Here is a 14,833-nt window from a genome sequence, read left to right as displayed (position 1 = left end):
CAGGAGTAGAAATGTTCAGAAAGCTACTAGACCAAGCAGAAGCTGGAGATAACATAGGAGCATTGTTGAGAGGTGTGCAGAGAACAGAAATCGAAAGAGGACAGGTTCTAGCAAAGCCAGGAACAGTAAATGCACATACAAAGTTTACAGCAGAAATATACGTATTGAAGAAAGAAGAGGGTGGAAGACATACACCATTCTTCGATGGATATAGACCACAGTTCTATTTCAGAACAACAGACGTAACAGGAGAGTGTAAATTACCAGAAGGAATAGAAATGGTAATGCCTGGAGATAACGTAACAATAGAAGTAGACCTAATCAATTCAATATGTGTTGAAGAAGGCTTGAGATTTGCCATCAGAGAAGGTGGTAGAACAGTAGCTTCAGGTGTTGTTGCAACTATAATCGAATAATAATTTAGAGCTAGATTGTTAGCAAAGGTATATGTATTGATGACGGTTAGAAAAGTTTTCTAATCGTCATTTTTTTATGATAGTAGAAAATTTTATCTACTAGCAAAACCTTGCTTTGAGAGTTGAGCTATATCAAGTGTAATTGACAAAATAAAATAGAGTTGGGAAAAAAGAGGTTGCAAAACCTTAGAACTCATGATATATTCAATGTAAAAAAACATGAAGAGTATGTAATTCCAATAATATATAATTAAGAGGGGGGATATCTATTGGATATGAAAATACTGATAAATATAGTTTCAATGGAAATTATATTAGCGTACATTTTTTTTACTAAGCAAATAAAATATAAACTATTTCTATATATTTTACTTAGCTTTAATTTATATTTTATGAAGAGTATTGCTCTTTCTTGTAACTTAGAGGCAGATGTCATATGGGGGATAGATTTTTTAGTTAATACCTTAACCATGTTTAACTTCTCTATTATTTTGGGCAAGTTTATCTATGATAAAATGTATAATAAAAAATAATGTTTAAGGGTAGTTAGACATAAATTGAATGAATTTGCATTTATGACAAAGGCATTGGGATGGAAAAATATTGGAGTGTATGTCGGTGGTTGGTACGAATGGTCGAAATTACCAAATGCACCAGTTAAGCCAGAAGGGTTGCCAACCAATGCACCAGAAAAACAACCGGAAGAATATTTTTATGATAAAGAGTAGAAAATATTATAAATGTCAACATAGTATAACCTCAATATAAATATTTTTATCATTATATCTTTGATGTAATGACAGTGTATTGACAATAAACAGAATAAAAGGCATACTCCATATGAACTGCTCCCCAAAAGCTTATCTTTAGTGGCAGTTCAAAATTATAGGATATGCCTTTTTAAAATCTGTACCATTAGATAAATTAGATTTTTTTCAATACAATGTTATCTTGTCATTTCCAAAATTATTTGATAAATACTAATAGCTTTATTTGTTTGACTTTGCTAAATCAATCAATTCAGGTATGATTTTATACAAATCTCCAACAATACCATAGTCACATATTTTGAAAATTGGTGCATTAGGATCGCTATTTATAGCCACTATAGTTTTTGATTCGCTCATACCAGCCAAGTGTTGTATAGCTCCAGAGATACCACAAGCAATATACAAATCAGGTCTAACTGTCGTTCCGGTTTGACCAACTTGATGACTATGGTCTATCCATCCCGAATCGACAGCAGCTCTTGAAGCACCTACCACTCCGCCAAGTACATCTGCAAGCTCATCTATCAATTTAAATCCTTCTGGAGTCTTTAAGCCTCTACCACCAGATACTATAATTTTTGCATCCTGTAAGTTTACTCTAGGCTTGTCATTAACCACAAGATTTTCAAAGATAACCTTTGAAACGAGGATTTTTGAATCTATTTCTGGAGTTATTACCTTTGCTGTTTTTTCTGATGATTTCAACGCTTTTTGCATAACACCAGGTCTGACAGTGGACATCTGAGGTCTATTTTTTGGACATATGATTGTAGCCATTAGATTTCCGCCGAATGCTGGTCTGGTTTGTAGTAATTTACCATCTGCTTCATCTATTTCAAGAGATGTACAATCCGCAGTCAATCCAGTTCCAACCTTTGCTGAAACTCTAGGAGCCAAATCTCTGCCAATGGAAGTAGCTCCAAATAGAACTATTTCTGGCTTCATATCTTTTATTGTACTATTGATACAGCTTGCATATATGTCTGTGTTGTAATTTTCCAACTCAGGCCTATCAATACATATGATATTATTTACAGGATATTCCTCAAGTAATTTTACTATTTCTGATATTTTATATCCCAGCACTACAACTGAAAGCTCTTTATTTATTTTATCAGCTAATTTTCTGCCTTCTCCAATTAGCTCTAGAGTAACATTGTGTAGCTTGCCCATATTTTGTTCACTTATAACCCAGACACCGCTGTAGTCTGAAATATTAATATCTTGATTAACCTTTGCTCTCATCGGTATCCTCCTTTATACTAGTTTTAATTCGATCAACTTATCGAATAGGTTTGTTGCCTTTTCTCTATCAGTCAATCCATTGATCATTTCAAAATGCTTTTCCTTTACAGGAACAAAAGACTTATATACATTTGTAGGAGATCCTTTTAGACCTATTTGTGTAGTGTCTACATCAAGATCATCTAATCCAAGAACTTCAACGTTTTCTTCTCCTGAATACGCCTCATATATTTTCTTTATTTCGGGATATCTAGGTGTATTTAAATCTTTAATAGCAGTTAGTAATACAGGCATTTCTGAGCTGTAAACCAGATCGCCAAATTCTGTATATCTAGTGACGATAATCTTGCTATCCTTGATTTCTAGCTCCTTTGCATAAGTTATTTGAGGAATGTTTAAGAACTCTGCTATTTCAGGTCCTACTTGTGCAGTATCTCCATCAATTGCTTGTCTTCCACATAGAATAATGTCATATCCACCAATTTTTTCTATTGCAGCGGAAATTATTGTAGCCGTAGCCCACGTGTCAGATCCACCAAAAGCTCTATCGCTAATTAAGTATGCCTTGTCAGCTCCCATGGCAAGTGCCTCTTTTAAAGCATTTTTCGCCTGAGGAGGACCCATAGACACAACAACTATTTCTGCGTTATTTCTATCCTTTATTCTCAATGCTTCTTCTAAGGCATTCATATCATCTGGATTTATTATACTAGGAACACCGTCACGAATTAGTGTACCTGTTTCCTTATTAATCCTAACTTCATTAGTGTCTGGTACTTGTTTAATACAAACAATAATTCTCATTGGTAACCCTCCTTACTTTAATGTTTCTCTTGAAATAACTAGCTTATGTATTTCAGAAGTACCTTCGTAGATTTCAGTAATCTTTGCATCTCTGAACATTCTTTCAAGAGGGTACTCTTTCATGTATCCATATCCACCATGTATTTGTAATGCAAGGTTTGTTATAAACATGGCGGCATTGGCAGCATTGTATTTCGCTATAGCTGCCTCCATAGTGAACTTTTCGCCATCTCTCTTTAGGCAGGCAGCTCTGTATGTCATCCATCTTGCACATTCTAATTTAGTTTTCATATCAGCTATATACCAATTTAAACCTTGCTGTGCTGTAAGTGGTTTTCCAAATTGAACCCTTTCCTTCATATACTTCACAGCGTGCTCTAAAGCACCCTCTGCAATACCAAATGCTTGGGCAGCCACACCTATTCTGGCACTGTCAAGAGCCACCATTGCAATCTTAAATCCTTGACCTTCTTTTCCAACTAGGTTTGATTTTGGTACCCTGCAATTGTCGAATATCAATTCTGATGTTTCAGAGCCTCTAATACCCATTTTATCTTCAGTTTTTCCTATAGAGAATCCCTCAGTGCCCTTTGGAACAACTATTGCTGACAGACCTCGAACCCCCTTTGTAAGATCAGTCGATGCAAAAACAACTACGTAATCTGCGTGAGCACCTCCTGAGATAAAGCATTTTGTACCATTTATTATATAGTCATCTCCATCTAATGTTGCAGTTGTTTTTACAGCAGCAGCGTCAGATCCTGCATTTGGCTCTGTAAGTGCGAACGCACCTTTTTTTCCTCCGTTAGATACCTGTGGAAGATAGTATTTTTTTTGTTCGTTGTTGCCAAATGTTTTTATTACATCGGCGAATATAGTATGAATAGAGAGAATTGCGGCAGTCGCTGCACATTTTTTTGCGATTTCAGATACAACTATTATCTTTGCAACATCGTCACCACCAGAGCCACCATACTCAACTGGAGTTCCGATGCCTGTAAAGCCACAGGCTACCATTTTGCTAAATGTATCTTCCGGAAAAATCGAATTTCTGTCGATTTCTTCTGCTAATGGTTCAACTTCATTTTCTGCAAATTTTCTAGCAATATCTTGTATTTTTAATTCGGCTTCTGAAAATTTAAAATCCATATTTTCCTCCATAATTTAAATTTTTAATTAATATCAACAGGATTCCAATTCAATAGTACATTTTGTATAGCTAATAAGGATGGAGAAAATACTCCATCCCCAATTAGCTAATAAATTTGAAAACCTGAATATATACAGTAACTATATTATTCGTACCTATGCTTCAGCTCTATAGTATGAGGCTCTCTTCCTTCTTTGAATTTTACTTCTCCAGGTAAGATACAATCAAGCACTGGACATACATTCAAGCAAAGGTGGCAACCTACACAATTGTCGTTTATAACCGGCTTTCTATTATCTCCATCCCAGTCTATCGCCTGATGAGCAGCATCAAAGCATGATACATAGCATCTTCCACATCCGACACATAGATCTTCATTTATTTTTGGAATTATTTTGAATGAACGGTCAAGAGCTTCTGCAGGAACAATGTTTGGTAGAGCCAAGCCGATCAAATCTTCAACCTTTTCAAATCCATGTTCATCCATAAAGTGAGACAGACCGCTTATCAGATCCTCTACTATTCTGTATCCATATTGCATTACTGCAGTTGTAACCTGAAGATTTCCTGATCCTACCAAAAGGAACTCAAGAGCATCTCTCCATGTTTCTATACCACCCATACCAGTAATAGGTACATCTGCAAGCTCAGGATATTGCTTCATCTGAGTAATGAAACGAAGTGCTATCGGCTTTACTGCTGCACCAGAATATCCAGAAATAGAGGATTTTGCATTGACAACTGGCATTGCAGTCATATTTTCTATATCTATATTAGTTATAGATTTGATTGTGTTGATTGCTGCTATACCCTTTGCTCCACCTCTTATTGCTGCCATTGCAGGTATTTCCATGTTTCCGATATTTGGAGTCATTTTTGCAATTACTGGCAAATGAGTTGATTCTACTACAGCTCTAGTGTATCTTTTTACCAATTCAGGATTTTGTCCAACGTCAGAACCCATTGCACTGGTAGTCATCTGTGGACATGAAAAGTTACATTCAATCAAGTCTGCTCCAGCCTCTGTAACTTTTTTTGCCAATATTCTCCACTCTTCTTCGTCGCTTCCCATTATACTTATTGCCATAACCTTTGTTGGGAATTCTTCCTTTAGTCTTCTGATGTATTCTAGGTTTTTTTCCAAAGGCTTGTCTGATATCATTTCCATATTTTTGAAACCAGTCCAAACAGCGCTTTCTTTTCTTGTTATATCAAATCTTGGAGAGCATTCGTCAGGGATGAATATACCAAGAGTTTTATAGAAAACGCCTGCCCATCCAGCTTCAAATGCTTTTTTTATCATTTCGTAGTTACTACAAACAGGAGATGATGAAAGAAAGAAAGGATTTTCACATCTAACTCCTAAAAAATCTATTGAAAGGTCTTTTACTAATGCCATGTTATTTTGCCTCCTTTACACCAAGGTAATTCATAATATCAAGTGCAGATTTTTTGCCATCTGCAACTGCCTGAACAACTGTCAATCCGCCGTTAACAAGATCTCCATTGGCAAATACTCCATCTGGTAGACTGATATTTGCATAGTCGTCGCTCGCTTTTTGACCTATTGCGAAAACAACCGTATCGGCTTTCATAGATAGCTCTGATACATTGTCCCATGATTTAAACAACATTTTTTCGACTTTTCCATCTGAGTCAGTTAAGATTTCTTCAGGAGCAAATCTAGTTATCATAGGAACTCCCATATTTTGAATGTACCTGATTTCTTCATAATATGCAGGCGCTTCTTCAATTGTTCTTCTGTATACTATTGCAACATTCTTTGCTCCTAGCTGCTTTGATGTAGATGCACAGTCCATCGCAACATCACCACCACCTATAACTAATATGTCATTGCCAAGCTCTATATTTCCGTTATTTTCTCTGGCATTTTTCAAAAATTCCTGTGCAGTGTATACACCCTTGGCATCGATTCCTTTTATTTGTGGAACAGATGCATCCCAAAGACCAACACCTACGAACACAGAGTCGAATTCTTTAAGTAGCTTCTCAACTCCGTCTTTTCCATCTATTCTAGTGTTCATTTTAAATTCAATTCCTAAATCTTTAACCTGTTGTATATCGTGATCTATAACCTCTTGAGGTAGTCTGGAAGGTGTTATTCCATAAGTCAAAACACCTCCCGGTTGATCAAATTGTTCAAATATAGTCACATCGATACCCGCAAGTGCTAGCTCAGTGGCACAAGCAAGTGATGCAGGACCAGAGCCTATGCAAGCAACCTTTTTACCAATCCTTTTTTCTGGAGCTTTAAGTATTTTCATTCCAGATTCCTTTTCGTGATCTATGGCAAATTTTTGTAGCTTGCCAATTTTTATAGGCTCGTCAATTCCACATCTTGCACATTCTTTTTCACAAAGATTTCCGTATGGACAGACTAGGGAGCAGCAGCCTCCCAAAATATTGTTTTCTCTAATAGTTTCAGCAGCGCCTTTGAAATTTCTTAGACGTATTGATCTTATAAATTTTCCAGGATTTGTTCCAGCTGGACAGCCCTTGCTACAAGGAGCATCTTCGCAAAGCAGACATCTAGTCGCCTCTTCCATAGCTGTTCTAATATTAAAATCCTGTTCTGCTTTTTCACCATATTTTATCTTATCAACAAAACTCATGTTTTTTTCCTCCTATTTGCTTTCGTAAATCATTGTGCTTTCTATTGCTACAATTGGTTTTTCCAAAACATCAATAGAGCTTGGGAATTCCGGTTCTTCTGGTAAAACTGCAATTTTAAATGCTCTACATTCTATTTTTGCAGTTTTGTCATCACATTCTAGAACTCTTGCGACAAATTCCATATAATCTCCTGCATGAACAGGATTGTACAATCTTATATTTTCTATCTCTACACAACGACCAGCATTTCCGTATAGCCTTGTCATAGCTCTATCCATCAGATCGCCAATATATGTAATAGTTCTAGCTCCATTTACTATTCCGCCGCCATAGAAAACATCTCTACTAGACATTCTATATCTCATTCTAAATTCTTTTTCTTCAGGTAATAAGTCTCTCATTTCACGCCTCCTCAATTCTATAGGTATTCTTCTATATCAGCCCATGGATCTTCAATAAGTCCGTCTGGTTGGTTTCCACGTTGAAGGTGCTTTCTAACTACAAGAGTAACAGTACCTTCTCCAACTAGCTGAGGCTCATCGTAGTAAACCATATCTCCAGCTTTGGCACCATCAACGCCAAGACGTTTTGCAGACGTTGCAACTCTAAAGGATTGAACCTTACAAGTTCTGGCAGAGTTTCCAGCTTCAAGTAAGGTAGCTTTGAAATTCATTTGATCTCCGACATATATGCTGTCGAAAAATTTTACATTTTTGTATCCCAAGCAAAGAGATTCATCTCCATCATTTAATATCATCAATTCAGTTTCGGCATCTCCCCAGAAATCAAATTGCCTACCAACTGGAACGATACCTTCTATATTATTTGCATCGAAAGTTGTCATATTATAGCAAAGAACAGACTCTTTTCTCATTTTTTTACCCCCTATTTATATTACTTCGTTTTCTATCAATTTTTTGTATTTTTCATCAGAGAATCCCAAAACATTTTTGTAGAACTCTTCATTGTATTCTCCCAACAAAGGAGCAGGAGTATCTACACTTCCAGGTGTCCTAGAAAGCTTTATAGGGCAACCCTGGAAATACATTTCTCCAATAGTTGGATGAGTTTGATGAACCATCATTTCTCTAGCTTGTACATGTGGATGATCAATCGCCTCTTTCATATCTAAAACTGGTCCACAAGGAATTCCTATTTCATCACACATATTTTCAATATCATATTTGCTCTTGTTTGAACACCACTCTGCAATTATGCTTTGTAGCTCAGGTCTATAGTTCTGGCTTCTCAAGTCATTTGTGGCATATAGTGGATTGTCAAGTAAATCAGGTCTTTCTATCAAATCACAGAAAAGCTTAAATAACCTATCATTTCCAACACCTATTGCAACATATCCGTCTACAGTGGCATATATGTCAAAAGGTGCTATAGATGGATCGATATTGCCTTGTCTCTGAGGTGTTATGCCCTTCATTGTCTGGATAACGATTGCATTTTCAAGAAGAGTAAATATTGTGTCAAACATCGAAACATCAACCTGCTGACCAAGACCAGTTTTTTCCTTATTGTAAAGTGCCATCATTACACCTACACATAGATATATTCCAGTAACATTGTCTGCAATAGAAGGACCGACCTTTGTTGGAACTGAATCCTCAAATCCTGTCAGATTTACCATACCAGCCATTGACTGAGCGACGATATCATAGCAAGGCCTGTTTTTTAGAGGACCAGTCTGACCAAATCCTGAACCAGAAGCGTATACGATACCAGGGTTGATTTCTTTAATTGTGTCATAATCCACTTTTAATTTTTTAGATACACCTGGTCTAAAGTTTTCAACTACAACATCGGCATCCTTTACCAATTCATAGAATATTTCCCTAGCTTCTTTATTCTTTAAGTTTAATGTGATGCCTTTCTTATTTCTATTCAAGAATGCAAAAAATCCACTTTCACCACTTTTATCATCTATAGGACCCCAGGTTCTACATTGATCTCCGTGTGGTGGCTCGATTTTTAAAACATCGGCACCGTTATCTGCTAATAGTGTTGTACAAAAAGGACCATTATAAGCATGTGTTAAATCTAATACCTTTAGTCCTTCAAGAGCTTTTTTCATATTTTTTCCTCCCAAAACAAATTATTTAAGATAAAGTTAGCTAGGTTTGTAAAAATAAATCTAAGCCATACTTTTACTTTTCTTTTTTTCCAAAAAGGCTAAATAATAAATTTCCTCCTTTATCACAAGATAAAGCTAAAATTGTGCCAGCCGATAATGATAATAAATGAGGTATTATATCAGCACTAAGTATATTCGCACCTGATGAAAGATATGCAAAAGTCGAAAAACAACCTATAAATGCTCCAGGGATAAACCAGAATGGTTTTGCGACAGATTTCAAGCACATAGTGCATGAAATTATACCAGTCATTATTATTGCAGTCGCTGGCATTGGTATTTTGCTAGAAATAAATAGGGCGACTGCTGCTGAAAACACTCCGGACATAGTGGAGAAAAATGCCGCAGAAATACCCTCTAAGCCATGCTTACCAGATGCGAAATAGGCTGTACAACCAGCAAAGCCTATCCATGTTATCAAGTGAAGCGATGGAATGGAAGATATCCAAGCCCAAATAGCGCAACAAATACCTGTTGATAGTGATAGTGCAAGTAAAAAACTCATGTAATTTCCTCCTGAAATTTATTATGTCAATCAATTCATCAAAATAAATCATGTCATCTACCACCAGTTTTAATCAAATCAAATCAAGTTATAAAATCAATTAATCAATTATAAAAATAAACCTACCATTTATTTATAAACAAAATATAGCAATTACCATGCCAATAATAAAAATATTAACAAAGCAGAAAATGTTTTTTTACTTATATTAGATATTAAGATTTAAAAAAGAGCCGAATTTCAACGTTTTATTCGTGAAAAAATAATCTATAAAGTGTGTAAAAATTTACATAAAAATTCGATTTTCTTCTTAAATAGTCAGATAATTATATAAAAAATTTACAAAAATGGATTAAAAACAGATTATTATAGATAAAAATATATCATAACAAGTCAAAAATGACTTAAAAATAAAATGTATGCAAGTCGAAATTGACTTATTACGATTTTAGCTTTACAATATTTACCTATAATATTTATTTGTAGTTTGCAAATACATTAGCTTTGATTGAATGTTGATGATATTTAACCTACTACTAAGTCAATTTTGACTTGACAACAGATTGTTCGGAAAAGTATATTAGTATAATATACTATAATTAAGAGCAGGATAATAATGAAAAAAGGAGGACCATAGCTGTGAACATTAAAGGGATAGTAACGAAGCCTATAATAATGACAGGGAAGGACAAGGCTATATTGGACTACAATGTGTATGCGGAATATGTTTTTGACAACATAAAAAATGAAAAGAGCATTGATGATATTGATTTTAGAGGCTACAATGTATTTCATATGGCTATGAAGAAAAATGATCTATACATCGTATCTGATGATGAGATAGAGGAGGTTTTTTTCAAGAATATACTGGATAATTCTTTTGATGAGATCTTTGTTGCTGATGGCGAAGGTATAGCGATTTACTGCAATGAGATTTTCGAAAAAAACTATGGAGTGAAAAGAGAGGACTTGATAGGTAAACATGTAAACTATGTTTTGGAAAATGGTTATGTTGATGTGCTTCTGTTTGACAAGGTGTTGGAGGAAAAACGGACAATTACATATAAGCAAAAGACTAGGACAGGCAGGGTGATACTAAACACATCTTCTCCTGTAGTAGACGATGAAGGAAATGTATTATTTGTCGTCGAAAACTGTAAAGATATTACAGAAAATGAAATATTGTATAATACTCTAAATTATACGAAGTCTCAGCTTGAAAAAGAGAAAAATGTAAATTTAAAAAGTGATGGATTGAAAAACAATTTTAGAGACTTTAAAAGTAAAGGTATTACCGAGATAATATCCAAGATAAATAGATTTGTCGATAAGGATGTAAATATACTTATCACAGGAGCATCTGGTACGGGAAAAACATCTCTAGCAAAATATATACATAATATAAGCAATAGATCATCAAAGCCTTTTGTAAATATAAATTGTACCACTATACCAGAAAACCTGATGGAATCCGAATTGTTTGGATATAAAAAGGGAGCGTTTACAGGGGCTCTAAATTCCGGGAAAAAAGGTCTTGTTGAGAAAGCAGATGGAGGAACCATATTTTTGGATGAAATTGGGGAGATACCTTTAAATTTGCAATCCAAGCTGCTTGAACTAGTTCAAGAAAAGCAATATATGCCAATAGGTAGTACTTCAAAAAAGATTGCTGATATTAGGATAATTGTCGCAACAAACAAAAACTTGTCAGAGCTAGTGGAAAAAGGGCTATTCAGAGAGGACCTATATTATAGGCTAAACGTGGTGCAATTGGAGATGCCGAAGTTGGTCAATAGAAAAGACGATATACCGAAGCTCGTATATCATTTTATTGATTATTTTAACAAAAAATACGATTCCAGTGTAAATATGGGAATCAATTTGATGGAGTATTTTGAAAACTATTCATGGCCCGGAAATATAAGAGAGCTGGAGCATTTGATAGAATACCTTGTAATCAATTCGCATGATGAAACTATAAGAATAGATGATTTACCACAAAATATTATCACAAGTCACGACAGCTATAACGATTCTGGAGATATAGTACTAAATATTTCTGAAAATGATAATTTGGATCTTAAGGGTATATTGGACTTGGCAGAGAAAAATATTATCAAAGAATACTATAAAAAATACAGTTCTTCGTACAAATTAGCAGAGGCTTTAAATATTTCTCAGAGTACGGCGAATAGATTGATTAATAAGTATTGTAAATCTAATAGATAATATCTATATATGTACGCTATATATATTTGAAATTTTCAAAAAAATATAAAAACATTAAAAAAATAATTGACATAAAAATAATTATGTGATATCTTATTTTTAATCAATCAATCAAAATTAATCAAGTTAGTATTTTCAATTTAATAATTATAGTATATTAATAAAGTACATATTATTTTTGTATTATAATAAATATTGTTTTCTATGAAACAAGTCTATTTACTTACCAGTTAAAATTTACAAAAAATTTTAAAAATTATATTTTGTATTAAATTGTATTAAAGTTTTAGTATTATGGAGGAGAGCTATGTCTAATTATGATTTGGTAATAAAAAACGGAAATATAGTAACAAGTGGAGATAATTATATTGCTGATTTGGGAATTAAAGACGGAAAGATAGTAAATATTTCAAAAAATATTGATACAGATAATTTTTATGATGCAAAAGGTAAATATGTGCTTCCTGGTGGAATAGATGTACATACGCATCTTGATATGCCTTTTGGTGGAACTTTCTCTAGTGATGATTTTAGAACTGGTACAAAGGCTGCTGCAATTGGTGGTACGACTTCGATAATAGACTATGCAGTGCAGCAAAGTGGAAAAGGACTGTATGAAACAATTGAAATGTGGGAAGAAAAGGCTAATGGGAAAGCTGTTATCGACTACGGTTTCCATTTGGGAGTTACTAGACTTGACGATTCAGTGAGAGAAGAATTGCCTAGAATACTGAAAGATGGATTTTCTAGCTTTAAGGTTTTTATGGTTTATGATGGAATGAGACTTACTGACAAAGAATTGCTTGAAATATTGACTATTGCAAGAGATAATAATGGATTGGTGTGCGTTCATGCAGAAAACTATGATTCAATTAACTATAAAATTGCTCAGCTATTGTCTGAAGGAAAGACTGCCCCTGTTTATCATGCTATATCAAGACCCCAAAAATGCGAGGCAGAGGCTACAAATAGAGCTGTTAAATTAGCAGAAATGGTAGATGCTCCTATTTATATAGTTCACGTAAGCAATAGAGAAGCGGCTGATGAAATAATAAAATCAAGAAAGCAAGGATTTAAAACTATGGGTGAAACATGTCCGCAATATGTGTTGTTATCAATAGACAACTATTTGGAAGAAAATTTTGCGGGAGCCAAATATGTAATGAGTCCTCCTTTAAGAGAAAAATTTAATCAGGAATTAATATGGGAAGCTTTAAGAGATGGTGGTTTACAGACTATTGCAACTGATCACTGCCCATTCTTTATGGAACAGAAAAAGATGGGTCTAGATAATTTTACTAAAATTCCTAACGGTGCACCAGGTATTGAGGGAAGAATGGTTCTAATGCATCATTATGGAGTGAATGAAGGTCATATTTCACTTGGAAAATTTGTTGAATTGACATCTACAAATCCTGCAAAGATATTTGGTATGTATCCTAAGAAGGGAACGATTGCAATTGGCTCTGATGCCGATTTGGTAGTATTTGATCCAGAAAAGGAAGCTACTATTTCAGCTGATAATTTGCACGAAAATGTAGACTACACACCATATGAAGGCTTTAAGGTAAAGGGATATCCTGTGGCAACATTCTCTAGAGGTGAGTTAGTAGCTGAAAATGGTGAGTATGTTGGTGAAGAGGCTAGAGGTCAGTTGATCAGAAGAGGTGCTCCAATTTTATTATAGGAAAAATTTTAGAAAAGTAAAAAAGCTGAGCAACACTTATAAGTGATGCAAAAAATACATAAAAATAATAGTAAGAATTTGGAAAAAATTGTGGTAGAGTCGTGGAAAACTCTACCACATATAAAAATGGTTTAAAAATATTTGGAAAAATGATTTTAGAAAATGATTTTAGAAAATGATAGTGTATAAAGAAAATTGTTTGGAAGGGGAATTGTCATGATTAAATGTAGTTTAGAAAGAATGTCTGAAAAGATACATACTTTTTCAAAATTTGGAGATGCTGGACATGGTGGAATAACAAGATATTCACTAAGCGACGATGCTATAAAGGCAAGAGATTACTTCAAAGAAAGAATGGAAAAAATAGGAGCAATAGTAACTACCGATGATATGGCGAATATGTATGCGACTTTGCCAGGTACAGAGCCTGGATTAAAGAAGATCGTTACAGGCTCTCACTGCGATTCAGTTAAAAATGGTGGTAATTATGATGGTATATTAGGTGTAATAGGTGCGATGGAGGTATTAGAAACAATCGTTGCCGAAAAAATACCTCATAGACATGATATAGTTGCAATGATATGGACAAATGAAGAAGGCTCTCTATATCCGCCAGCTATGATGTCTTCGGGAGTAGTATGTAATGATTATCTTCCACCGGAAATTGCGAAGAACTTCAAGCATGAAAACATGATGAACTCTGTTAGTGTTGAAGATGGAGCTACAACATTTGGAAGTAAGCTAGAAAATTTCAAATACAAGGGCGATAAGAAGAATAGATTAAACCCTAAAGACTATATGTGTGACTTTGAGCTTCATATAGAACAGGGGCCGATTCTTGAAGATGAAGGCAAGACAATTGGAGTTGTAGATTGTGTTCTTGGAATGTTCAATTATAGAATTAATTTTAGTGGACAAGCGGCTCATGCGGGTACATTTCCAATGCACAAGAGAAGAGATGCACTTTATGCAGCCTCTCAGGCTCTTATATACTTACACGACGAAATAGACAAGCTGGGAAGACCAGAGCTGGTTTATACAACTGGTGAAATTGTTTGTCATCCATGTGTACATACAGTAATTCCTGACTTTGTCGAGTTTTCACTTGACGTAAGACATGAAGACCCAAAGGTATTGGAAGCAGTTCGTGAAATAGTAAAGACGCTTCCAGCTAAGGAGTGGGCTGGATGTAAGTGTGAAATTAAGCTGGCTTGGGAAAGAGATACAGTATACTGGAACAAGACTTTGGT

The 14,833-nt window shown here is 34.8% G+C and carries 13 protein-coding genes and 1 pseudogene; 5 read left to right on the top strand and 9 right to left on the bottom strand.

Features of this window, described 5'->3' with window-relative positions; all coding sequences use genetic code 11:
• Together tuf and BM120_RS10935 are read left to right on the top strand one after the other, a co-directional pair.
• Window positions 1–416, top strand: a pseudogene (gene tuf / locus BM120_RS10270) (elongation factor Tu); the annotation flags it as partial.
• 557 nt (window positions 417–973) lie between these two features.
• A complete protein-coding gene (locus tag BM120_RS10935; protein ID WP_177187427.1) occupies window positions 974–1,144 on the top strand; it encodes a hypothetical protein in 171 nt (56 codons plus the stop codon).
• A 261-nt stretch (window positions 1,145–1,405) separates the two neighbouring features.
• On the opposite strand, the gene BM120_RS10260 is transcribed toward BM120_RS10935, so the two are convergent.
• From BM120_RS10260 to BM120_RS10220, 9 genes are all read right to left on the bottom strand, one after another.
• A complete protein-coding gene (locus tag BM120_RS10260; RefSeq protein WP_091995730.1) occupies window positions 1,406–2,431 on the bottom strand; it encodes an electron transfer flavoprotein subunit alpha/FixB family protein in 1,026 nt (341 codons plus the stop codon).
• Between the two features lie 12 nt (window positions 2,432–2,443).
• The gene (locus BM120_RS10255) at window positions 2,444–3,235 is read right to left on the bottom strand and encodes an electron transfer flavoprotein subunit beta/FixA family protein (RefSeq protein ID WP_091995728.1); all 792 of its coding nucleotides are present in this window, start codon (window positions 3,233–3,235) and stop codon (window positions 2,444–2,446) included.
• A gap of 12 nt (window positions 3,236–3,247) precedes the next feature.
• Complete coding sequence (acrC, locus tag BM120_RS10250; protein ID WP_091995727.1) at window positions 3,248–4,384, bottom strand: acryloyl-CoA reductase; 1,137 nt, start codon at window positions 4,382–4,384, stop codon at window positions 3,248–3,250.
• A 146-nt stretch (window positions 4,385–4,530) separates the two neighbouring features.
• Entirely contained in the window at window positions 4,531–5,784 is a 1,254-nt protein-coding gene (gene preA / locus BM120_RS10245; protein ID WP_091995725.1) for an NAD-dependent dihydropyrimidine dehydrogenase subunit PreA, read from the bottom strand.
• Window position 5,785: 1 nt separating this feature from the next.
• Entirely contained in the window at window positions 5,786–7,018 is a 1,233-nt protein-coding gene (locus BM120_RS10240; protein WP_091995723.1) for an FAD-dependent oxidoreductase, read from the bottom strand.
• A 12-nt stretch (window positions 7,019–7,030) separates the two neighbouring features.
• Window positions 7,031–7,420: a hotdog fold domain-containing protein gene (locus BM120_RS10235; RefSeq protein ID WP_091995721.1), complete on the bottom strand. Its 390-nt coding sequence runs from the start codon at window positions 7,418–7,420 to the stop codon at window positions 7,031–7,033.
• A gap of 17 nt (window positions 7,421–7,437) precedes the next feature.
• Window positions 7,438–7,893: a beta-alanyl-CoA:ammonia lyase gene (locus BM120_RS10230; protein WP_091995719.1), complete on the bottom strand. Its 456-nt coding sequence runs from the start codon at window positions 7,891–7,893 to the stop codon at window positions 7,438–7,440.
• Window positions 7,894–7,908: 15 nt separating this feature from the next.
• A complete protein-coding gene (locus tag BM120_RS10225) occupies window positions 7,909–9,102 on the bottom strand; it encodes a CaiB/BaiF CoA transferase family protein (RefSeq protein WP_091995717.1) in 1,194 nt (397 codons plus the stop codon).
• Window positions 9,103–9,175: 73 nt separating this feature from the next.
• A complete protein-coding gene (locus BM120_RS10220) occupies window positions 9,176–9,667 on the bottom strand; it encodes a DUF1097 domain-containing protein (RefSeq protein WP_091995715.1) in 492 nt (163 codons plus the stop codon).
• A 639-nt stretch (window positions 9,668–10,306) separates the two neighbouring features.
• Between BM120_RS10220 and BM120_RS10215 the strand changes: the two genes are divergently transcribed.
• The 3 genes from BM120_RS10215 to BM120_RS10205 all read left to right on the top strand — a co-directional run.
• Complete coding sequence (locus BM120_RS10215) at window positions 10,307–11,896, top strand: sigma-54 interaction domain-containing protein (RefSeq protein ID WP_242941606.1); 1,590 nt, start codon at window positions 10,307–10,309, stop codon at window positions 11,894–11,896.
• A 307-nt stretch (window positions 11,897–12,203) separates the two neighbouring features.
• Window positions 12,204–13,583, top strand: coding sequence for a dihydropyrimidinase (gene hydA / locus BM120_RS10210; protein ID WP_091995713.1), 1,380 nt, complete (start codon window positions 12,204–12,206; stop codon window positions 13,581–13,583).
• Between the two features lie 240 nt (window positions 13,584–13,823).
• Window positions 13,824–14,833: Zn-dependent hydrolase (locus BM120_RS10205; RefSeq protein ID WP_330389473.1), on the top strand; the 1,010-nt coding region annotated here is incomplete at its 3' end.

The organism is Peptostreptococcus sp. D1 (assembly GCF_900112955.1).
Classification (GTDB): Bacteria; Bacillota; Clostridia; order Peptostreptococcales; family Peptostreptococcaceae; genus Peptostreptococcus.
This window is presented reverse-complemented; position numbering and strand designations above follow the sequence as displayed.